Source organism: Paenarthrobacter histidinolovorans (assembly GCF_014647595.1).
Taxonomy (GTDB): Bacteria; Actinomycetota; Actinomycetes; order Actinomycetales; family Micrococcaceae; genus Arthrobacter; species Arthrobacter histidinolovorans.
Map to the genome: position 1 here is coordinate 19,135 of NZ_BMPM01000011.1, position 21,151 is coordinate 40,285.

At 63.8% G+C, this 21,151-nt stretch carries 21 protein-coding genes and 1 tRNA gene; 10 read left to right on the plus strand and 12 right to left on the minus strand.

Annotated features, from left to right (window positions below; genetic code table 11):
• Window positions 1-167: 167 nt before the first annotated feature.
• Window positions 168-974, plus strand: coding sequence for a helix-turn-helix domain-containing protein (locus tag IEY62_RS19700; protein WP_189021079.1), 807 nt, complete (start codon window positions 168-170; stop codon window positions 972-974).
• Here the strand turns inward: IEY62_RS19700 and IEY62_RS19705 are convergent.
• From IEY62_RS19705 to IEY62_RS19715, 3 genes are all read right to left on the minus strand, one after another.
• On the minus strand, window positions 934-2,319 hold the full coding sequence (locus tag IEY62_RS19705; RefSeq protein ID WP_229785470.1) for a cation:dicarboxylate symporter family transporter: 1,386 nt from the start codon (window positions 2,317-2,319) through the stop codon (window positions 934-936). The genes IEY62_RS19700 and IEY62_RS19705 overlap by 41 nt on opposite strands.
• A 152-nt stretch (window positions 2,320-2,471) precedes the next feature.
• Window positions 2,472-2,954 carry a hypothetical protein gene (locus IEY62_RS19710; protein ID WP_189021081.1) on the minus strand — a complete coding sequence of 161 codons (483 nt, stop codon included), beginning with the start codon at window positions 2,952-2,954 and terminating at the stop codon, window positions 2,472-2,474.
• Window positions 2,955-2,985: 31 nt separating this feature from the next.
• On the minus strand, window positions 2,986-3,936 hold the full coding sequence (locus IEY62_RS19715) for an HhH-GPD family protein (protein ID WP_229785472.1): 951 nt from the start codon (window positions 3,934-3,936) through the stop codon (window positions 2,986-2,988).
• A 125-nt stretch (window positions 3,937-4,061) separates the two neighbouring features.
• On the opposite strand from IEY62_RS19715, the gene IEY62_RS19720 reads away from it, so the two are divergent.
• The gene (locus IEY62_RS19720) at window positions 4,062-4,763 is read left to right on the plus strand and encodes a hypothetical protein (protein WP_189021083.1); all 702 of its coding nucleotides are present in this window, start codon (window positions 4,062-4,064) and stop codon (window positions 4,761-4,763) included.
• A gap of 37 nt (window positions 4,764-4,800) precedes the next feature.
• On the opposite strand, the gene disA is transcribed toward IEY62_RS19720, so the two are convergent.
• The 5 genes from disA to IEY62_RS19745 all read right to left on the minus strand — a co-directional run bounded on the left by disA (window position 4,801) and on the right by IEY62_RS19745 (window position 10,148).
• Window positions 4,801-5,877: a DNA integrity scanning diadenylate cyclase DisA gene (gene disA, locus IEY62_RS19725; protein WP_018780121.1), complete on the minus strand. Its 1,077-nt coding sequence runs from the start codon at window positions 5,875-5,877 to the stop codon at window positions 4,801-4,803.
• A gap of 304 nt (window positions 5,878-6,181) precedes the next feature.
• A complete protein-coding gene (locus IEY62_RS19730; protein WP_189021085.1) occupies window positions 6,182-6,805 on the minus strand; it encodes a Pr6Pr family membrane protein in 624 nt (207 codons plus the stop codon).
• Window positions 6,806-6,858: 53 nt separating this feature from the next.
• Window positions 6,859-8,232 (minus strand): DNA repair protein RadA, encoded by a 1,374-nt coding sequence (radA, locus tag IEY62_RS19735; RefSeq protein ID WP_018780123.1) that lies wholly within the window; start codon window positions 8,230-8,232, stop codon window positions 6,859-6,861.
• A 10-nt stretch (window positions 8,233-8,242) separates the two neighbouring features.
• On the minus strand, window positions 8,243-8,968 hold the full coding sequence (locus IEY62_RS19740) for a phosphatase PAP2 family protein (protein WP_189021087.1): 726 nt from the start codon (window positions 8,966-8,968) through the stop codon (window positions 8,243-8,245).
• 52 nt (window positions 8,969-9,020) lie between these two features.
• Window positions 9,021-10,148, minus strand: coding sequence for an FUSC family protein (locus tag IEY62_RS19745; protein ID WP_189021089.1), 1,128 nt, complete (start codon window positions 10,146-10,148; stop codon window positions 9,021-9,023).
• A gap of 249 nt (window positions 10,149-10,397) precedes the next feature.
• Between IEY62_RS19745 and pstS the strand changes: the two genes are divergently transcribed.
• From pstS to IEY62_RS19775, 6 genes are all read left to right on the plus strand, one after another.
• A complete protein-coding gene (gene pstS, locus IEY62_RS19750) occupies window positions 10,398-11,519 on the plus strand; it encodes a phosphate ABC transporter substrate-binding protein PstS (RefSeq protein ID WP_189021091.1) in 1,122 nt (373 codons plus the stop codon).
• A gap of 136 nt (window positions 11,520-11,655) precedes the next feature.
• Window positions 11,656-12,588, plus strand: a complete 933-nt coding sequence (gene pstC, locus IEY62_RS19755; protein ID WP_189021093.1) for a phosphate ABC transporter permease subunit PstC — start codon at window positions 11,656-11,658, stop codon at window positions 12,586-12,588.
• Window positions 12,589-13,692: a phosphate ABC transporter permease PstA gene (gene pstA / locus IEY62_RS19760; RefSeq protein WP_189021095.1), complete on the plus strand. Its 1,104-nt coding sequence runs from the start codon at window positions 12,589-12,591 to the stop codon at window positions 13,690-13,692.
• Between the two features lie 62 nt (window positions 13,693-13,754).
• Window positions 13,755-14,534, plus strand: coding sequence for a phosphate ABC transporter ATP-binding protein PstB (pstB, locus tag IEY62_RS19765; protein ID WP_039239203.1), 780 nt, complete (start codon window positions 13,755-13,757; stop codon window positions 14,532-14,534).
• A 405-nt stretch (window positions 14,535-14,939) separates the two neighbouring features.
• Window positions 14,940-16,175, plus strand: coding sequence for a hypothetical protein (locus IEY62_RS19770; RefSeq protein ID WP_189021097.1), 1,236 nt, complete (start codon window positions 14,940-14,942; stop codon window positions 16,173-16,175).
• Between the two features lie 31 nt (window positions 16,176-16,206).
• On the plus strand, window positions 16,207-16,419 hold the full coding sequence (locus tag IEY62_RS19775; protein ID WP_189021099.1) for a hypothetical protein: 213 nt from the start codon (window positions 16,207-16,209) through the stop codon (window positions 16,417-16,419).
• A gap of 123 nt (window positions 16,420-16,542) precedes the next feature.
• Here IEY62_RS19775 and IEY62_RS19780 read toward each other — a convergent pair whose 3' ends face one another.
• Both IEY62_RS19780 and IEY62_RS19785 read right to left on the minus strand, forming a co-directional pair.
• The gene (locus IEY62_RS19780; protein WP_189021101.1) at window positions 16,543-17,559 is read right to left on the minus strand and encodes an inorganic phosphate transporter; all 1,017 of its coding nucleotides are present in this window, start codon (window positions 17,557-17,559) and stop codon (window positions 16,543-16,545) included.
• Window position 17,560: 1 nt separating this feature from the next.
• A complete protein-coding gene (locus tag IEY62_RS19785) occupies window positions 17,561-18,178 on the minus strand; it encodes a DUF47 domain-containing protein (RefSeq protein ID WP_189021103.1) in 618 nt (205 codons plus the stop codon).
• A 197-nt stretch (window positions 18,179-18,375) separates the two neighbouring features.
• Here IEY62_RS19785 and IEY62_RS19790 point away from each other — a divergent pair, with 197 nt between their 5' ends.
• The gene (locus IEY62_RS19790; protein ID WP_189021105.1) at window positions 18,376-19,104 is read left to right on the plus strand and encodes a hypothetical protein; all 729 of its coding nucleotides are present in this window, start codon (window positions 18,376-18,378) and stop codon (window positions 19,102-19,104) included.
• A gap of 234 nt (window positions 19,105-19,338) precedes the next feature.
• Here IEY62_RS19790 and IEY62_RS19795 read toward each other — a convergent pair whose 3' ends face one another.
• Window positions 19,339-19,998: a hypothetical protein gene (locus IEY62_RS19795; protein WP_189021107.1), complete on the minus strand. Its 660-nt coding sequence runs from the start codon at window positions 19,996-19,998 to the stop codon at window positions 19,339-19,341.
• A 238-nt stretch (window positions 19,999-20,236) separates the two neighbouring features.
• On the opposite strand from IEY62_RS19795, the gene IEY62_RS19800 reads away from it, so the two are divergent.
• Window positions 20,237-20,309: transfer RNA gene (locus IEY62_RS19800), tRNA-Lys, on the plus strand.
• A gap of 91 nt (window positions 20,310-20,400) precedes the next feature.
• Here the strand turns inward: IEY62_RS19800 and IEY62_RS19805 are convergent.
• Complete coding sequence (locus IEY62_RS19805) at window positions 20,401-21,003, minus strand: class I SAM-dependent methyltransferase (RefSeq protein ID WP_189021109.1); 603 nt, start codon at window positions 21,001-21,003, stop codon at window positions 20,401-20,403.
• Between the last annotated feature and the right edge of the window lie 148 nt (window positions 21,004-21,151).

Here is a 21,151-nt window from a genome sequence, read left to right on the forward strand (position 1 = left end):
GCCCCAGACCCCGGTGGCACGAAAGTTCCGGCAATAATCTAGCAGCAATTCCGGCCATGGCGGGCGCGGCTTTTCGCTCTCGCCGGGCGGTGCCGCTGGTGGTCCCTGCAGTTGGGCACACGGGCGGTATATTCGTCGCTGACGGCGGAACACCGAACGGAGGTCCTGTGGAGAGCTCCTTCAAGGGCGTCCTGTATCCGGCGCGGCTGCCCACCTTTCATCGCCTCCCGGCGCCCGATGACATTTCCCATCTGGTGCGGTGGTTCTGGATCCCCGAATGGGATATCGAGCCCGGCCGGTCCTCCCGGCAGCACTTGATCGCCTACCCTGCCTCCAATCTGGTGGTGCAAAGCGGAACTGCCGGTCTTTCGGGACCCACAACCCGGGCGGCTTTTCGGGACCTCACCGGCAAGGGATGGGCCGTGGGCGCACTGCTGCGCCCAGCTGCAGTCCCGCTCTTCACGGACAACCCCGGGGCCTTGCGCGACCAGGAAGTGGCGTTGCCACTCGAAACGCTTGTCTCCGCTGTGTCAACTGCCATGGAGCCGCCTTCCGGAAGGACACGGCCCGACGGCGGCACCCGCCGCGAGCGTGCCGTGGCTGCGTTTGCCGGGTGGCTGGCTTCCCGTGATGTGGTTCCGGGCGAAGAGGCGCTGCTCGCCAACCGTATGGTGGACGTCATCGCTTCCGAGCCGGATGTGCTCCTGATTGAGGATGCAGCACGCCGCTTGGCAGTATCGCCGAGGACCCTGCAAAGACTTGCCCGGAAGTACGTCGGCCTGAGCCCGTCGGCCCTGATCCGGCGTCGAAGGCTGCAGGATGCCGCCGAGCGCGCAAGGTCCGATCCAGCAGTCGACCTTGCCGCGATCGCCGTCGAACTTGGCTACGCAGACCATGCGCACCTGACGAACGACTTCCGGAAGTACCTGGGCTTTACGCCGAGTACGTATCGGAGGTCAGCCGGGGAGTCGTGAGTGCCGCGACCGAAGACTCTGCGGGGGTTTCGCTGACCCCGGGAGTGGTGTTTTCTCCGCTGAAGGCCGCCAGCATGGCCTCGCGATCGAACTGACCCTCCCATTTGGACACTACGAAGGTGGCAACGCAATTGCCCAGGAGGTTGACCACCACGCGCATGGAGTCCATCAGCCGGTCGGCACCCAGGAGCAGGGCTACTCCCGCCACCGGGAAGATTCCCAGGGCGCCTGCCGTAGCGGAGAGGGCGAGGAAGGCCGATCCCGGAACGCCGGCCATGCCCTTGGATGTGAGCATGAGGATTCCGAGTGCGGCCAGTTGCTGACCAAGGTCCAGGTTGTGGCCGAAAGCCTGGGCGAGGAACAGGAGGGAGATGGAGAGGTAGAGCGCGGCGCCGTCGAGGTTGAAGGAGTATCCGGTGGGAACCACCAGGCCTGTTGTCGCCCGGGAGCAGCCAGCGTTGGTCAGCTTGGTCATGACGCGGGGCAGCACCGATTCGGTGGAGGCCGTCCCCAGGGCCAGCAGGAACTCTTCGCGGGTGTACTTGATGAACTGCCACAACGGGACCCGCGGATAGACCCAGGCGACGACGAACAGCAGGGCTATGAAGACCAAGGCTGAGCCATAGCAAGCCGCTATCAGGAGGGCATAGGTACCCAGCGAGCTGAGGCCGTACTGTCCGATGATGAAGGCCATGGCGCCGAAAGCCCCTACGGGTGCAACCCGCATGACCCAGGCCATGATTTTGAAGAAGAGTTCCAGCGTGGTCTCCATCAGGTCAATGACGGGCTTGCATTTCGCGCGGCCCACCACCACGATTGCGGCCCCGAAGAACACGGCAAAGCACAGGACCTGGAGCAACGAGTTGGAGGCGAATGCCCCCACCACGCTGGTGGGAATGATGCCCAGCAGGAACTGCCCCGCGTCTTTTGGTGGAGCTGCTGTGGTCTTGGCGTTCACGGCATCCGCTGACAAGGTGGCGGGATCGATGTTCAGGCCCGCGCCTGGCTGCACGATGTTGGCGACCACGAGCCCGAATGCCAGCGCGAACAGGGTGGCGGCAGTGAAGTAGATCAGCGCCTTCACCCCTACCCGGCCAACGGCTTTCACATCGCCCACAGCGGAGATTCCCGTGACGATGACCAGGAAAATCAGCGGGGCGATGATCATTTTGATGAGCTGGATGAAGCCGTCACCCAGCGGGCGGAGAGCGGAGCCAAGGTCCGGCCAGAGATAGCCGATGGCGATCCCCAACACCACGGCCACCAGGATCTGGAAGAACAAGGATTTGTATAAGGGTTTCTTCGCCGCAGGGCTCACGGCGGTGGCGGGTGGTGGAGTCTTCACAATGGCGCCTATCTATGCAACGGCCGTGCAGGGTCACGGCCCGGGATCACCTAAGACGCTATGGAAGGGTTGTTTCCGGAATGCTAATTCCAAGGTCCCGATGTGTTTAATATCGGAAGCAAGTTTCCACAATGCGAAAATTGGTCGGTGGTTTAGCGTTGCCGCAGTCCCGCTGCATCCAGCCAAACAGCGGCCGAAATGACCCTTCCGCACTGCTCGCCGAACGGGTACTCGCCCTTGGGTGTGAACTCCAGTGTGCGTGTGGGCAGTGCAGCGCCGGCCGTGGAAGTACCGCTTGCCGTAACTTCGAGGGGCGATTCACTCAGGGCCGGCAATTCGAGGAAGCCCTGCAGGGTGCCATCCGGAGACGAGGTGGCCGAGCACACCCCATCCGGCGTGCAGCTTTCGTCCGCAGTCACGGCCCCCGGGTTCAGTATGACGTCCTTCGCGGTGCACCCCGCGTCCTGGCAGGCCTTCAACCGCAGGGAGCCGACCTGGTCCGCGTACTCGGCAGCCACAGTCACGGACACACCGGCTACGTGGCCGACCGCTGGACAGGCCACCGGCTCGAAAACGCAGCCGGAAAGCAGCACCGCCGCCCCCGCCAGGGTGAAAGCCACTCCGATCTTCCCCATGCTTCAGAGTAGGACGGCAACCGCCGCACCGCTACGCCGGAAGCCGCAACCCGTCGTCGTGCATCTCCGCCAGGCCGTCGGCCAGCAGGCCGTCCAGTGCCCGCTCAAGCTGTTCGGGCGCCGAGTTGAGCCGGTGCAGGGCGGCCAGCGGAACGCCGATGCCCGACGCCTCGAATCCAAGGTCCGCGGGCGCCCGCTCGAACATGTCGCGCGGAACGGGGTGGGCCGCTTCGCGCAGGACGGCCATGACGGCGCCGCGAACCTGGCGGTCGGTTCCGTGCCACGACTGCCCCTTGGGCGTGTACGACGGCGGCGGCTCACCGGCCGCCAGCCACGCGCAGCTGGAGCGGACGGGACACTCAGCGCACTTGGGATTGCGGGCCGTGCAGACCATGGCCCCCAACTCCATGACGGAGGCGTTCCACCGGACGGACAGTGCCTGATCGTCGGGGAGAAGGGCATCGGCAAGGCGCATTTCCGCTGCGGTGAGCGCCGGCGCCGGAAGGGCATTGCCTGAAATGAGCCGCGCGTGGACGCGCCGGATGTTGGTGTCCACCACGGTCTCGCGCCGCCCAAAGGCGAAAGCGGCGACGGCGGCGGCCGTGTAGCTGCCGACGCCCGGCAGTCCGAGGAGCTCGGGATATGTGTCGGGAACTTTGCCGTCGTGCTGCTCGCAAACAGCGACGGCGGCAGCGTGCAGCCGGAGGGCGCGGCGCGGATAACCCAGGCGGCCCCAGTGGCGGACCGCTTCGCCGGAAGGCTCCGCGGCCAACCGGGCCGGTGCAGGCCAGCGCTCCATCCAGTCGAGCCACACTGGGAGCACGCGGACTACGGGGGTTTGCTGGAGCATGACTTCGCTGACCAGAATGCCCCAGGGGCTGCAGTCAGGCTCGCGCCACGGAAGGTCCCTGGCTGTCCGGGCGAACCACTGGTCCAGGGCGTCGTGGAGCTCGGCGAGCTGAACGGAATCGGGAAGAGTCATACTGCCATCCACTGTAGTGGAACCGCCGCGAAGGCCGGCCCATGGCCGACGTCACACAGCCCCGGATTGCTGCCCTGCGGCGTGTAGGTTAGGCGCCCTGACAGCCGCGAGCCTAGCCTAGAAGCATGGCCACCAACGGTAAGCAGCAGTCGACCGCGCGCTCAACAGCGCGGCCGAAGGGTGCTGCCCGCGGCGCCTCCGGTACCCCGGCGAAAAAGAGACGGCCCAGCCCTGCCGTGTACCGCCGTCGTCGGCAGGTTGTTTTCGGCGGCCTGCTGCTGGTGATCGCCCTGGTGGTTGTGGGAGTACTGGCTGTTTCCGGCACTTTCGCCGGGAATCCCGAGCCGCAAGCGGTGTCCACCTCCGACCCCACGCAAGTGCCCACGCAGGGGAGCGCGCCGTCCACCACGCCGTCGCCGTCGGCTTCGCCCACTCCCGTATGCGACTTCAACCTGATGACCGTAGCCGCGAAAACCGATAAGCCGGCCTACGGCGCGGATGAGAAGCCGCTGCTCACCATGACCATCACCAACGGCAACGCGGCCCCTTGTGAGGTCAACGTTGGCACGTCCCAAATGGAATACGTGGTGATGAGCGGATCGGACCGCATCTTCTCATCCAAGGACTGCCAGACCGGGGGCGTGGACCTGGTCAAGACCATCCAGCCCGGCAAGAGCGAGACCGCGAACTTCCCCTGGCAGCGGAACAGGTCGCTGGAAGGCTGTGGCGTGATCGACGCCAAACCCGGCGCCGGCGGCGCCTACTACACGTTTGAGGCGCGGCTGGGAAACAAAGCCAGTCCCAAAGCGGTCTTCCAGCTGAACTGATAAAAGCCGGGAAAAGCGCCCGACGGCGACCGGCGGCTTAGAGGAACCGGTCCAGCAGGCTCGCCTCGGCCATGCGGCTGAGGCCTTCGCGGACCGTACGGGCCCGCTGATCGCCGATGCCGTCCACGGTCATGAGGTCATCAATTGTGGCTGCCATCAGGTTCTGCAGCCCGCCGAAGTAGTCCACCAGGCGGTCGGCCACGGCCTTGGGTACGGACTTCAGCCCGGACAGCAAACGGTAGCCGCGCGGCTGGACTACCGCGTCCAACTGCTCAACACCACCGGCGAAACCGATGATGTGTGCGATGCGGCTGAGGTCGATCAGTTCAGTGGGGCCCAGGTTGAGCAGCGCCTGCACCGCTTCCTCGATCTCTTCAGGCGTGGTGTTGGGGTCCGAGTAGTCGCGGATGATCACTTCGCTGCCGGGTCCGCGGCCCACCGTGAGTTCCTCAACCTGCAGTGACAACAAGCGGCCGTCTTCGCCAAGTTCAAGAACGTACTGGGCAATCTCCTCCGAGATGCGCCGGACCATTTCCTGGCGCTGCAGAGTCACCGCAACGTCCCTCACCGTGACCAAGGCCTCGATTTCCAGGGCCGAAAGTGAACTCGTGACCTGGTCCAACCTGGCACTGTACCGCTCCAGCGTGGCCAGTGCCTGGTTGGCTCGGGCCAGAACCTTCTCCGACCCTTCCAGGACGTGGCGCAGGCCGTTCACGTACAACGCGATGATCTGCATCGACTGGCTCACCGAAATGACGGGAACACCTGTTTGGATCGCGACGCGCTCGGCCGTTCGGTGCCGGGTACCGGACTCCTGGGTTTCGATGCTCGAATCCGGGACCAGCTGGACGGCGGCGCGGACAATGTTGCTGGCGTCTTTGTCGCAAATGATGGCACCGTCCATCTTTGCCAGCTCGCGAAGGCGCGTCGGTGAGAAATCGATGCCGATATCGAAGCCACCCGAACAGATGGAATCGATGGTGCGGTCATATCCCAGCACGATCAAGGCGCCGGTGCGCCCGCGGAGGATGCGCTCCAGGCCGTCGCGCAACGGAGTTCCGGGTGCGACTCTGGCCAGAGTCGCCTTGAGCGACTCTTCCGGGCTCCGGGCCATAGGGTTTCCCTTCGAAGGTGCAAGCCCATGGCTCGCAGACATGCTGAATGCGGCGTCCGTTGGCGCATTCGAAAAATGGCCTTGTGACGCCAAGCTCAATGATAGGGCTTCAGTGCATCGTTAACCGCACCAGCAAGCCCCAAAGTGGGCCATTTCGTTATGTTCGGCGGTGCTCCGGAGGTGGGTTTTCGAAGATGCCCGGCAGGTGCACTTTGCGGATTCGGGGCGTTGACATGGGCGTATATAACAAGTTGGTGTATTTATTGCCTGGCCCTGGTCAATGCTGCCCGGTCATCCATGTTTCTCAGTAATCAACCTGCCGCTTCATCTTGTTCCCCAGCCAAAGCATCGCCAGGCTCACCAGGAGGAAGCCGACGGAGATGGCCACCGCGAACACCACCACGCCACCCCAGCCACCAGCGCGGGCAGGATCGATGAACCAGTAGGGGTACCAGTTGGTGAAGGCGCCACGGATCAGGCTGTAGACCAGGTAGCCGATGGGGTACAGGAGCCAGTACCAGATGTGCTTGGGCTTGAGGGTGGCCCGGGGAGGTTGGAACAGCCAATCCGCCACCATCACCACAGGCATCAGGTAGTGAACAACGAAGTTGACCCACGGAAGGAGGGAGCCGAGGTCCTCGCCGGCAAGCAAGGCACCGAACACCAGCCCCACCACCGCCATGGCGATGGTGGCCGTGCCACGGGTGACGTCGTCGGCCTCCGAGGGGCGTTTCCGGATCAGGACCCGGTAGCCGCTGATGAGGAGCACCAAGGCGGCGAAGATGTTCGAAAGGTTGGTGAAGTAACTGAAGAAGTTCCAGGGGTCGTAGCGCATGCCCAGATGAACCGTCAGCTGTGTCCCCACCGCTATCAAGGTCAAAAGGCCAAAGAAGAAGCGTCCCCCGATAAGCACATTTCTCTTGGTCATGGGCCAATCCTTGCCCAAAGTCAGCCAGTGAGTGGCCCGACACCCCGAAAGTGTTAAGTGATCAGCAGTTCCAGTGCCTCGGCAAGGTGGCCTACTTCGCGCACGGAGAAGCCATCCGGGATGACCCCGGCCCCGGCAGGGCTCGCCGGCACGATCGCGTGGGTGAATCCGAGCCGGTGGGCTTCCTGGATGCGCTGGTTGATCCCGGGAACAGGGCGGACCTCGCCGGCAAGACCCACTTCGCCGAAGGCAATGAGCCGCTGGGGGAGCGCCTTCCGCGACTTGGCCGAGGCAACGGCCAAGGCCACAGCCAGGTCCGTGGCGGGTTCCGTAAGCTTCACGCCGCCCACGGTTGCCACGTAGGAGTCGTCCTTGTGGAGCATGCAGCCGGCACGTTGCTGCAGGACAGCCAACAGCATGGCAACACGGGAGCTCTCCAGCCCACTGGTGGCGCGGCGCGGTTGGGAGTTGGGGCTCTCGGCAAGGAGTGACTGGACCTCGGCGAGCAGCGGCCGGCGGCCCTCCATGGTGACCGTAATGCAGGTGCCCGATACGGGCTCCCGGGTGCGTGAAACGAACAACCCGCTGGGATCAGCCAATCCCTCGATGCCTGTTTCGTTGAGGTCGAAACACCCGACATCATCCGTGGCACCGTAGCGGTTCTTGACGGCCCGCAACAGGCGGAGGCGCGAATGGCGCTCGCCTTCGAACTGGCACACGACATCCACCAGGTGTTCGAGCAAACGCGGGCCCGCAATGGTGCCTTCCTTGGTCACATGGCCCACCAGCAGGGTGGTCATGTTGCGCTTTTTGGCCGCGGCAATGATGGAAGCAGCAACCTCGCGGACCTGCGAAACACCACCGGCGCTGCCCTCCACGTCGGCGCTGCTCAGTGTTTGCACGGAGTCCACAATCAGCAGCTTGGGCTCAAGTTTCTCCACTTGGCCCAGCGCCTGCCCTAGGTCGGTCTCCGCAGACAGGTAAAGCGTATGGGCGACGGCGTCAATCCGCTCAGCGCGCAGCTTCACCTGCGCTGCCGACTCCTCGCCCGTGATGTACAGGACATCCTGCCCGGTCCGCGCGAACTTCGCCGCGACATCAAGCAGCAGCGTGGATTTCCCGACGCCGGGTTCTCCGGCGAGCAGGATGACGGCACCGGGAACCAGCCCACCTCCCAGGACGCGGTCCAGTTCATCCACTCCGGTGGGCAGGAATGCGGCGGTGGTCCCGTCGACCTCAGCGATGCGGCGGGCCGGCTCCAACACGGTGGCGGCCGCCGTCGTGCGGGCAACAGTGGCGCCGTACTCCTCAACGGTTCCCCAAGCCTGGCACTCACCGCAGCGCCCCACCCACTTGATGGCTGTCCAGCCGCATTCGGCGCACTTGTAAGCGGGTGTCTTGGATGCGCGCGATGTCTTTGAAGCCATGCGTTCCAGACTAGTCGTGGGGACTGACAGTATTGGCCCGACCGTAGCGCACCGCGTCAACGAACACGGCCAGGCCAAACACGCCCAGAGCCACACCCATCGAGGCCACCACGTCCGTGAGCCAGTGATAGCCGAGGTAGAGCCGGCTGTAAGCGACCACCAGCGTCAGCAAGCCGGCCCCGGCGTAGGCCGCCACCGTCGTCGTGCGGGTTCCTGAGCGGGACACCAGCAAGTAGGCGAGGACCAGCGTGAAAACCGCTGCGCCAAGCGTGTGGCCGGACGGGAAGGACAGGGCATCGTCGGGGCCCAGGAGGAAGTCCGACGAGGACGGCCGCGGCCGCGACACGTCCAGCTTGATGACCGCCGCCAGCACCACGGAAAGGACCATTGCGCCCATCAGGATGGCAGGACGCCACAGTTCCTTCTTCCACACAGCCCATGCCAGGGCAACCAGGCCACCGATGACCGACATCACGGTGGGTGACGTGGCTTCCGAGACGCCGGCCAGGAAAGCTGTGCCCAGGGGGCTGCGGGTATCGACCACAAACGAATGAACGGCGCCGTCGAGCGTTTCCAGTCCGCTCGAGGACAGCACGGCAGCGAACATCAACCAGAAGACCACGTCCCCGGCGACAAAAAGTGCGCCCGCCCAGAGGAAAAGGACCCGCTGCCGCACCCGAAGGGGAGGGGCGGGCTTGGGGCGCAGGGGCAGGCGTGCGGAAAATGCAGAAAGCATCGGCCCATTATCCACAGCGGAAATGGGACTTGGCTGGGAACGCCAGCGACGGCTACAAGGCCGGGAGTACTGCCCGGGCTTCCTCAGGTTCCATCCCGCTGGCCTCCAGCAAGTCCACCATGAGCGGCCGGAACAGCATCACCACGGTTTCGCCCTCCAGCCTCTGGACGTCAAGCATCTTCGGGTGCAAGCGGGCAGCAATGTCCGAGAGGTCGTTCCGGGCCCGCCGCAGATGCACCCTGCGCGTGCCCTCGCTCTGCTCGGACAGCCCAATGGTCATCTCGTCGATGGCGGCCGCGGTTTCCTGCAGGACCTCCGAGATGCTGTCGATCGCTTCGTCGGACAAAGCAGCGTGGTTGATGGCGCTGGTGAGCCGCCGCGCGAATACCCGGCTGTTGCGCAAGGCGAGGTCGATGTACTCCAGCGAATGCTCCAGGCCGGCGAGCTCATCGCGGTGCCGGCGATGAGCAGGGGCCAGTGTCGCCACCTCCCCGGAGGCACGCAGCGTTTGCCGCATACGGTCCACCAAAGGCTGGCAGTTGCGGCCGCGGATCAGGGCGTGCCAGGCAGTGGTGGAGTCGCTTTCGATCATGGCCGTGGCACACTCACGAAGAACCTCGGCGAGCTCGTGCAGGATCTTCTGGATATCTTTCCGCGGTTCCCGGCGTGGATCCTTGGGCACCAGGATGGTGACCAGCAGCGCGCACACGCCACCCACCACGGCATCCAGGCTTCGCGTGAAAGGCCCGCCGGCCGGCGCCGGAAGCAGCACCACCAGCAACGACTGCAGCCCCAACTGGGTGGTGAAAATAGTCCCGCTGTCCAGGAACCTGGCCAACAGGATGGAAAAAAGAAGGACGACGGCGGCCTGCCAGATCCCGGCGCCCAGCCAGTGAAGCAGCAAATCGCCAACCACGATGCCCAGTGTGCAGCCCAGCCCCACCTCTATCACCCGGCGCAGCCGGGGATCGCGCGAGAAGCCGAGGGCAATCAAGGAAGAAGTTGCCGCGAACAAAGGCCCCTGGTGGCCCAACACGTATTCGGCGAACGCATAAGCGCCCACCGCGCAGACCGTCATTTGAATGGCCGGCGTCAACGAGTTCCGGCTCCGGACCAAGCCGGTCCGGACTCTGGCCCGCAGAAACCTCTTGCTTGCGTTCAGTCCCTTAGCGGCAGCCATGTCTTTCAGTCTATTTGCCCGGCCGCCTTCAACCGAAGAACGACGAGCGCAACTGGAGAACCGCTCAAGGTGGCACGCGCCACATAACCCAATGGTCCGCCGTCGTTCACCTTCCGTTCACCTGCCACCGCAGATCCCGTTACCTGCGCTCCTTACCTTCAGTAAAGGAACAAAATGGTCCACAGCTCGCGCACGCCGAAATCTCCGTTCGGATCGCATCTGAGAAATCCCTGGAAGGGGCACATCCAAGTGAAGGCAACTCGCTTCGGCCGCAACGCGGCAATCGCGGTCATCGCAGCAGGCGCACTCGCGCTCACCGCTTGCGGTTCTGACAACGCAACCGGCACCACTGGCGGAACCCAGTCCGCAGCAGCCGGCAACAAAGTGACCGGCACCCTGACCGGCATCGGCGCCTCCTCCACTGGCGCAGCCATGGACGCTTGGAAGGCCGGTTTCGCCACTGCAAACCAGGGCGCCACTGTCCAGTACTCCCCGGACGGTTCCGGCGCAGGCCGCAAGGCCATCATCGACGGCTCGGCACAGTTCGCCGGCTCGGACGCCTACCTGAAGGACGACGAGCTCGAGGCTTCCAAGGCCAAGTGCGGCCCTGAGGGTGCCATCAACATCCCGGTTTACATCTCCCCGATCGCCGTCGCCTTCAACATCCCCGATGTCAAGGAACTGAAGCTCGACGCCGCAACGGTCGCCAAGATCTTCCGCGGCGAAATCGCCAACTGGAACGACCCAGCCATCGCAGCCCTCAACGCAGGCGTCACCCTCCCGGACCTCAAGGTCACCCCGGTGAACCGCTCCGATGACTCCGGCACCACCTCCAACTTCACCGACTACCTCGCGTCCGCTGCTCCCGAGGTCTGGACCGACAAGGCTGCAGGCGTTTGGCCGGCCTCCCTGAAGGGCGAGAACGCCAAGGGAACCTCCGGAGTCGTCAAGACCGTCACGGACACCCCGGGTGCCGTGACCTACGCCGATGACTCCGCAGTTTCCGGCAAGCTGGGCACCGCCTCCATCAAGGTCGGCGAAGAGTTCGTCAAGATCTCCGCTGACGCTGCCGCAAAGGCCGTTGAAGCCGGCAAGCCCGTTGATGGCCGCGCCAGCAACGACGTCGCCATCAAGCTGGACCGCAAGACCACCGCGTCGGGCGCATACCCGGTAGTCCTCGTCTCGTACCACGTTGTCTGCACCACCTACGAGACCAAGGCAGTTGCCGACCTGGTCAAGGCCTTCGAAACCTACGTAGTTTCGGATGAGGGACAGAAGACCGCCGCTGATGCCGCGAAGTCCGCGCCGCTCTCCAAGACGCTGCAGGACAAGGCCAAGACCGCCATCGAATCCATCAAGGCCAAGGCCTAAGGTTCCCGGCGGGTTTGCTGAACCCGGCCGAACACTGAAGTTCCCTGTCCCGCACGGAGTGGCCGCACAGCCGCCCGGGCGGGGCAGGGAACTTAGCCATGTATGACCAGTTCACTCCAGACTGAAGGATCGTGAAGTGACCACCAACTCCCTGACAACCTCCCAAGGCGCAGGACGCGCCGGGGACAAGGTTTTCTCCGGGGCCGCCATGGCCGCAGGGTGCCTTATTCTTGCGGTTCTCTTCGGAGTCGCGTTGTTCCTTGTGGTGCAGGCGATCCCCGCACTCACCGCCCCGGCCGCCGACATCCAGGGCGGACACGGCTTCTTCGCCTACATCGCCCCGATCGTGGTGGGCACACTGATCGCCGCTGTGATCGCACTGGTCATTGCCACCCCCGTGGCAATCGGCGTGGCCCTGTTCATCTCGCACTACGCTCCGCGCAGGCTCGCCGCCGGCCTGGGGTACGTGGTGGACCTCCTGGCCGCCATCCCTTCCGTTGTCTACGGCGCCTGGGGTGCTGCCTTCCTGGCCAAGGAAATCTCGCCCGCCTACGACTGGCTGGCCACCTACCTCGGCTGGATCCCCATCTTCGAAGGACCGGCATCCGCCACCGGCAAGACCATCCTCACCGCGGGCATCGTCCTGTCCGTCATGGTCCTTCCCATCATCACCTCCCTCTCCCGCGAAATCTTCCTGCAGACCCCCAAGCTGCACGAAGAAGCAGCGCTGGCGCTGGGAGCCACCCGCTGGGAAATGATCAAGATGGCCGTGTTGCCGTTTGGCCGCCCCGGCATCATCAGCGCCATCATGCTCGGGCTCGGCCGCGCGCTGGGCGAAACCATGGCTGTGGCCCTGGTGCTGTCCTCGGGTGTCCTCACCGCGAGCCTCATCCAGTCCGGCAACCAGACCATTGCCGCGGAGATCGCCCTGAACTTCCCTGAAGCCAGCGGCCTGAAGGTCAACACCCTGATTGCTGCCGGCCTGGTGCTCTTCGTCATCACCCTCGGCGTGAACATGATCGCCCGCTGGATCATCACACGGCACAAAGAATTCTCGGGAGCCAACTAAATGACCGCCACAGTAGTCCGCAAGCGCTCCGCACTCACCAAGGGCCAACTGCCAAAGTTCGCGCCCTACATCGTGCTGGCCGTCGCACTCGTCGTAGCTGCGGCCATCATGGCACTGATCGGCTTCAACGCCTTCGGCTGGGGCATTGTCGCCGCGATCCTCTTCGCAGTCGGCCTGGTTTCCTGGAGCGGCGCTGTTGAAGGTGCCCGCAAAGCCAAGGACAAGCTGGCCACCTGCCTGGTGGTGGGGGCGTTCCTGATCGCGCTCCTGCCCTTGATCTCAGTGATCGTAACCGTGCTGATCAACGGCATCCCGGGGCTCATCACGCCCGGATTCCTGGGCACGTCCATGAACGGCGTCACCGGCGCGTTCGACAACAAGGCGGCAGAAGAAGGCGCCCCCGTGCTGGGCGGCATCTACCACGCCCTGATGGGCACCATCCAGATCACCCTCCTGGCCACTGTCATCTCGGTGCCGGTGGGCCTGCTCACCTCGATCTACCTCGTGGAATACGGCAACGACCGTCCGCTGGCCCGCGCCATCACGTTCTTCGTGGATGTCATGACAGGCATTCCCTCGATCGTGGCCGGCCTCTTCGCGGCAGCGTTCTTCTTCGCCATCGTCGGCCCGGGCACCAAGACCGGTGCCGTAGCCGCCGTCGCGCTTTCCGTCCTGATGATCCCGGTGGTGGTCCGCTCCAGCGAGGAAATGCTGAAGATCGTCCCGAACGAGCTCCGCGAAGCTTCCTACGCGCTGGGCGTACGCAAATGGCGCACCATCACCAAGGTGGTCATCCCGACGGCGATCTCCGGTATCGCTTCGGGCGTCACCTTGGCGATCGCCCGCGTGATCGGCGAGACCGCCCCCATCCTGGTTACCGCCGGGTTCGCCACCACCATCAACAACAACGTGTTCGGTGGCTGGATGGCATCGCTGCCCACGTTCATCTACACCCAGATCCTCAACCCGACGTCGCCGTCCAACCCTGGTCCCTCGGACCAGCGTGCCTGGGGCGCCGCGCTGGTGCTGATCATCCTGGTGATGCTCCTGAACCTCGGAGCCCGCCTCATCGCCCGCATGTTTGCGCCCAAGACCGGCCGCTAGCCGGGTCTGCCGGCCGGCCCGGCACACAAACTTCCAGAACCCCCAAGGAACAAAGGAACACCATGTCCAAGCGCATCGACGTCAAAGACCTGAATGTCTACTACGGCAATTTCCTGGCCGTCGAGGACGTCAACATCAACATCCAAGCCAAGTCCGTGACGGCTTTCATTGGCCCCTCCGGCTGCGGCAAGTCCACCTTCCTCCGCACGCTGAACCGCATGCACGAGGTCCTTCCCGGCGCCCGCGTCGAGGGTGAAGTGCTCCTGGACGGCGACAACCTTTACGGTCCCGGCGTGGACCCCGTGACCGTCCGTACCCAGGTGGGCATGGTTTTCCAGCGCCCCAACCCGTTCCCCACCATGTCCATCCGCGACAACGTGCTGGCGGGCGTGAAGCTGAACAACAAGAAGATCTCCAAGGGAGCAGCCGATGCCCTCGTTGAGAAATCCCTTGTTGGCGCCAACCTCTGGAACGAAGTCAAGGACCGCCTGGACAAGCCGGGTTCTGGCCTCTCCGGTGGCCAGCAGCAGCGTCTGTGCATCGCGCGCGCCATCGCCGTGGAGCCCCAGGTGATCCTCATGGATGAGCCCTGCTCCGCCCTGGACCCCATCTCCACGCTGGCCGTCGAAGACCTCATCAACGAGCTCAAGGACCAGTACACCGTGGTGATCGTGACCCACAACATGCAGCAGGCTGCCCGTGTTTCGGACAAGACTGCCTTCTTCAACATTGCCGGCACCGGCAAACCCGGCAAGCTGATCGAGTTCGCCGATACCACCAGCATCTTCAACAACCCGTCGCAGAAGGCCACGGAAGACTACGTCTCCGGCCGCTTCGGATAAACGGGTTTCGCGGGTTCCGGCTTCTATGGGGGGAGTCGGCACAGAACGACGGCGGCCGTCGCCTTGGGGGTACGGCCGCCGTCGTTTTTTGTTGCCCAACTGGGTGACAGATCAGGTCGTTCCCAGCGCTGGGAACGACCTGATCTGCGACCCAGTTGGGTCTACAAGTGGGTGAGCGGGGAGAGCGCGAGTTCCAGGATGAACCCCGCCACTGCTGCCTCCAGCCCGGCGTTGGTGCATTCGCGGATGAGACCACGTTCGAATTCGGCGGCTAGACCGGGCCTGAGGCCTTAGCCGACAGTGCAATGATTTTTGTTGCTGGTGTAATTATTCGTCCCGAACCGGAAACAACATATACGAGCAGGCCGTTCTGCTCAGTTGTTCCAGGGGGAAGGACCCAGACCAATGAAGTACCACCGAACCCGCTTTGCCAAGTCCGCCACTCTGGCATCGCTTGCGCTGGCGCTGACACTCACAGCCTGCATTCCTGCAACCCCGCCGGGTATTTCCAGCGCCCGGGGATTATCAGAAGGCTCTATGCGCGCCACCCAGCCTCTCGCCGTGGTTGTTGATCAGATACTGCCGTCGCCTGAATCCGGCGCAACCAATGGGCTGGAAGAGCCGGTCCTGCTCGAAGTCCCATCATCGGGCATTGTCCCCGCGGCTACCGCTGCACCCGCCCAGGAACAGTCAGGTACTGTGCCAGCCGTGGCGCCTGCTCCTGTTGCTGTTGCCCCACCAATCGCTACTGTCACACAGGCGACCGCTCCGCCAGCCGCACCACCAGCGACCGCCCCCGCCGCCCCAGCCGGCCCCGCCGCACCCGCCGGCTCTGCCGCGGGCGAGTGCGTCCCGGCGAACATCGACATCCGGCGGAACGACACGGTCCGCGCGATTAAGCCCATCCCGGCCAATGAACAGCAGTACTACACGGTCCTTGGTTGCACCGAAGGCTGGCTCGCGTACTCCATTTCAGATGAGGGGATCAGGGCTGCCGGGCTGGACGGGGGCAACGTTTATTTCAGCCTGGCCCGACTCCAAAATGACGGCCGATACCTGACCGACTTCACACAGTTAGCGACCAGCGTCCATACCTGGGAATTCCTTGCCTTTTACGTACGGGACGGAAGATACGCCACTGTGCAGGATGCCATGGACGATCAATTCGCCACCAATGGCATCCCTGTCCGGCTGAGGGAACAACTTGTTGGTGCAGGGCCAGCAAACGGCACTCCCACGGCGGGCGAGTGCGTCCCGGCGAACATCGACATCCGGCGGAACGACACGGTCCGCGCGATTAAGCCCATCCCGGCCAATGAACAGCAGTACTACACGGTCCTTGGTTGCACCGAAGGCTGGCTCGCGTACTCCATTTCAGATGAGGGGATCAGGGCTGCCGGGCTGGACGGGGGCAACGTTTATTTCAGCCTGGCCCGACTCCAAAATGACGGCCGATACCTGACCGACTTCACACAGTTGTGGACCAGCGTCCATACCTGGGAATTCCTTGCCTTTTACGTACGGGACGGAAGATACGCCACTGTGCAGGATGCCATGGACGATCAATTCGCCACCAATGGCATCCCCGTCCGGCTGAGGGAACAACTTGTTGGTGCAGGGCCAGCAAACGGCACTCCGTAACCACCTCCACTCCAAGCACAAGAAATTAGCCATGGAATTTATCGACGCCCACGTAGTGGTGATCTTCGGCGTACTGCTCGTTCATCTCATCGGCGTGATAGTCATCGCCGTTTCGACAGTTGTCCTGGCAGCCGCGATGTTCGTCGTCGTCCCGGTCGTGCATACCTGCAGAAGCGTGTGGTCGGTCCGTCACGCAGGCAAGCAAAGACCTAGCGGCGACGACTTGGCCGCACAGCGGCTCTAAAGGCGATACCCCGCATTCTTAGGGCACACCATGGCCGCCCTTGATCCGGGACGTTGCCCAACTGGGTCGCAGATCAGGTCGTTTTCAGCGCTGGGAACGACCTGATCTGCGACCCAGTTGGGTCTACAAGTGGGTGAGCGGGGAGAGCGCGAGTTCCAGGATGAACGCCGCCACTGCGGTGATCAGCGGCGTTGCTACCCAGAACAACAGAATCCTCCGGACGAGGCGCCGGTTCACGGTGTGGAATCGCTGGTTGACACCGCCGCCCAGCACCGATGCTGTGAGTGTGTGGGTGGTGGAAAGCGGTAGCTGAAAGCCGATCGCGCCGATAAAGAGCATCACTGACGTCAGGGTCTGGGCCACGAACCCACGCAGCGGATCGACCCGGATCAATTTGTGCCCCAGGGTATGGGAGATCCGCCAGCCGCCCAACAGGGTTCCCGCCGTGAGCATGACGGCGGTGAGGAGCAGGATCCACAGGGGTACGTCGTCGCCACCTGACAGCCCGGCGGCGACGATTGCCAGGAGAATGACCGCTGCCGTTCGCTGCCCGTCCTGGAGACCGTGGCCGAAGGCGACAGCAGCACTCGAAACGGCTTGCGCACGCCTGAAACGCCTGTTCACCACGTTCGGCTGCGTGTATCGGGCGGCCCAGGTCACCGGCCACACCAGCAGGTAGGCCGCCCCGAAGGCTATCAACGGGGACAGCACCAGGGGGAGGACCACTTGCGTGACCACAATGCCGTCCACCCCGCCGATCGAGTTTCCTCCCACCAGGATGCTCGCGCTGCCTGCACCAATCAGGCCACCCACCAGCGAGTTCGTGGAAGACAAAGGAATGCCCCGCCACCACGCATAAACTCCCCACAATATGGACGCTGCCAAGGCTGAGGCGAGCATGGTGAGGCCGCTGGTGCCATCGGGCAAGGTGATCCAAGACTGTGTGAAGGCAAGGACGAACGTGCCGCTGAGCATGGCTCCCACGAAGTTGAAGACAGCAGCCAGGAGCACGGCAATGGACGGCGTGAGGGCGCGGGTCCGTGTGGAAAGCGCGACGGCGTTGGAGACATCCCGGAAGCCGTTGAGGAATGCGAACCCGGAGGCCAAAGCAACTACCAGGACCAGGGCGGCGATGGTCACGTCATGATTCCTTGACGATGATGCTGCCTACCTGTGTGGCGACCTTCCGCATGTCCTTGGTAACTTCCACCAATTGGTTGGCGATGTCCCGGTGCCGTGCGTACTGCGCGGACTTCATGTCCTTGAGCATCTCCGCAACCCAAATCCGGTGGGTGCGTTCTGCCCGCTTGGTGAGCCGGAGGATTTCAATCCAGTAGTCCTCAAGCTCGTCGAGGTCTTCGAGTTTCCGCATGGCGTCCACTGTCAGCTCGGCCTGGCGGCTGATGATCTCGAGCTGGTCGGCCGCACGTTTGGGAAGCCGGTCCAGTTTGTAGATCGCGACGAGGTCGCCGGCGGCATCCAGCTTCTCCATGGCCTCGTTGAGGTGTCGGGAGAGGGTGTACATGTCCTCGCGGGGGAGGGGATTCACAAAACTGGTGCGCATGTGTGTCAGCAGCGCGAAGTGCAGGTCCAGGGACTTGGACTCGTGCTCGTGCAGTTCCTCGGCAAGGCGGTCGTGTTCGCCAACAGGGGCGCCGAGGATTTCAGACAGGGTTCCGGTGGCGGCCACGATGACGCCGGCCATCTGTGCGAGCAGTACGAGCCCGGCAGGTTCCTGGGGGAAAAGGCGCAGCTTCATGTCGCTTCCGGGCTGGGGACGGGTGGGCGCGGATCGCTTGACTTGACGCGGTCCGTTTCGCTCCCAACTTTACCGGTCCGGCGGTGAGGTGCGGGATGCGCGCGGGAACGTTGCGGGAAGTTGTCCCCATCGCGAGGCGCTGCACATTCATGTAACACTTGGCAAGTCAATTAGTTAGTAAAATCAATGGGGGAACTATGCGTTTCAACAAAGTAGTGAAGATCTCCGGTCTGGCGGCCGCCGGGATGCTGGCCCTGAGTGCTTGCGGGCCCGCGGCGTCGAGCCCGACGCCGGGAGGTTCCGAATCGTCGTCGTCCTCGTCTTCGTCCGCGTCGCCCTCGGCATCGTCGTCATCCTCCGCTTCGGCTGCATCGTCCGAAGGCACTTCCTCAGGCTCCTACAAGGTGGCCTCCTGGGCGCTTCCCATCTCGGATGCCGGCGACAAGCTGGGCAGCATGAAGGGTGACAGCTTCTCCGTTGACATCTTCCAGGTGGCCACGGACGTAGCTTCGAAGGACAGCATGTTCGTGGACAAGGAAACAAAGGAGAACCTGCTGAAGAAGGGTGCTCCGATCGTTTACGTGAACTACGTTGTCACCAACACCTCATCGGCGGACATCCCCCTGAGCCACTCGCTGGTGACGCCCAATGCCAAGTACACGGACTGGAAGTACCTTGGCGGCATGCCGTCCGATTCCAGCAGTGACGGTTTCAAGAAGCATGGCCTCACCAGCTCCGGCATCAAGCTGAAGGAAAAGGACCCGTTCGTGCTGAAGCCGGGTGAGTCGTTCAACATCGCTGAGAACTTCGCCTACACCGCCGGCAAGGAAACAGAGATCAAGGCGACCATGACGCCGCAGGACGCGGCCGGCGACCTTGATCACGACAAGAAGGAAGAGGCGGAAACCACGGTCACTTTGAAGTAGTTCCTGCCGCGTTTGCCCGGGCCCGTTTCAGAACGGGTCCGGGCAAACTGCGTTCGGGCATAAAAATGGTGCCGAACCGGATACGCCTCTCGGCGGTAGGCCGCTCGAAGCGGCTATAAGTTGAAGCCCGGGGGTTTCGCGGTTCGACACCAGTTTTAGTTTTCCCCGTCTGGCTGGCTAAGTCAACATTGACAGTCCGGGCCGGGCGTGGGTACGTTTCGCCCTTCCGGTGCGTTAGTCCAGCTCTCCCAGCCGCCACGCGTTGGCCGCGTGTTCGAGGTCTTCCGCGGTTTTCACTAACTGGTGGGAGTTGCGGGTGAGCTTGCTCGCGTGGCCCTCATTGGTGTGTTCGGCGCCGTCGGCGAGGGTCGCCTGACCGAGCGCCACCACGCGGCAGAAAGCGGCGGAGCGTTCCAGCGCGACGTCGAACTCGCCGTCGAAAGCGCCTGACAGTATCGCGTCCGCCATGGTCTTCATTTCCTCGGCTCCCGGCGGCTCAGCTACCCCGGCCACCACGTTCGAAACCTGGGCGGTATCGCGCCCGGCCCGGAAGTACACGGAGATGCGTTCCGGGTTCTGGATGGTGGCGGCGCGGAGGGCATACAGCCGCCAGAGGGCTCCGGGCAGGCTGCGGGCAGGGCTTTCGGCCCACATCTCCGCGATGGCTTCGAGGCCTTGCTCGTCGGCCAGCTTCACCAGACGCCGGGTGACTTTGGGGTCATCGCTGTCGCGGCCGCGCTTCACCAGAGCCTGGGCCGCGAGGTGCGCTGCTTCGGAAACGCGTGCCGGGTCGGCTCCACCGGCGAACGGTTCGAAATCGATGGGAGCGAAGGGCTTTGGCTTGTGGTGCCTGTTTGCTCCGCCGTACGCACGTGATCCTGGCTGTTCGCTCATGAGTTCACCGTACTCCTGTGCTCTGGTGGGGTCGAGTAACGGTTCCACGGTTGCTGTTGTCTCCGGGGGCGGGCCTTCACCACCCACTTTGCCGCCGCCCTGCAGCCGACACGCCGTAGTCGCCGCGCGCCGTCGTCGGCTTCCTGCTCAAAGAAGGTGACGACGGCGCACCGCGCCTTCGGTTCCATACCTGCCTTGACCTTGGGGTACAGTATTTATGGCTGTTTCAACAGCTGGAGGGCCTTTAGCTCAGTTGGTAGAGCATCGGACTTTTAATCCGTGGGTCGTGGGTTCGATCCCCACAGGGCCCACCCTCCTAAACAGGCCGGAGACGCTGAGTCTCCGGCCTGTTTTTTGTTCCCACAGCACACTGGTGTGCAGGTAGCAAGGGTGTGCTGAGGGTCAGGGTTTCGCCTGCCGCGCAACGATGGCGGCGTGCGGACGGACTCCGGGGTCTGCGCGGAAGTGTGTGCTGACCACGATCAAACCGGCGTTCTGCAGCCGCACTGACATCTCCTCCAAGGGCCAGAAATAGGCGGGTGCCACGGCGTGCGGGAATTCCTCCACGGCGTCGCCTTCGAAGAATCCGAGCAGGATGCCGCCGCCAGGCATGAGGCAGCGGGCGAATTCGCCCAGCACCTCATCGATGTCCCCTGGGGGCGTGTGAATCACGGAGTACCAGGCGAGGATCCCCGCGAGTGACTGGTCCGGCGTCGGCAACTGCTCGAGGGAACCCTGTGTGAAGCGGACGTCGGGGTAGCGCTTCCGGCCGGTTGCGATGAACTCCGGCACCAGGTCGACGCCCTCGGCATCCAGGCCAAGCGAGTGCAGGAAGTGCGTCCACTGCCCTGGCCCGCAGCCGGCGTCGATGATTTTCCCGTCCAGGCTGCCGGCCCAGTCCTGAACAAGCGCGCGATCGTCGGTGTGGGTGCTGCTGATGGACCCGAACAACGAGGTGTACTCCGCCGCGCGGGAGGAATAGGCGGCGCTGATCCCGGATGACATGGGATCCAGCCTATGCCGCTGCCAAACCCCAATTGGGCGCGAATCTCCCGCACGACGGCGGACAAAGCGAAGAAGCGCCGGGGTGAAAGCAAAGAAATCCCTTGACTCGTCACCGATACACCGACAGCATTAGTTCTATAACGTTGTA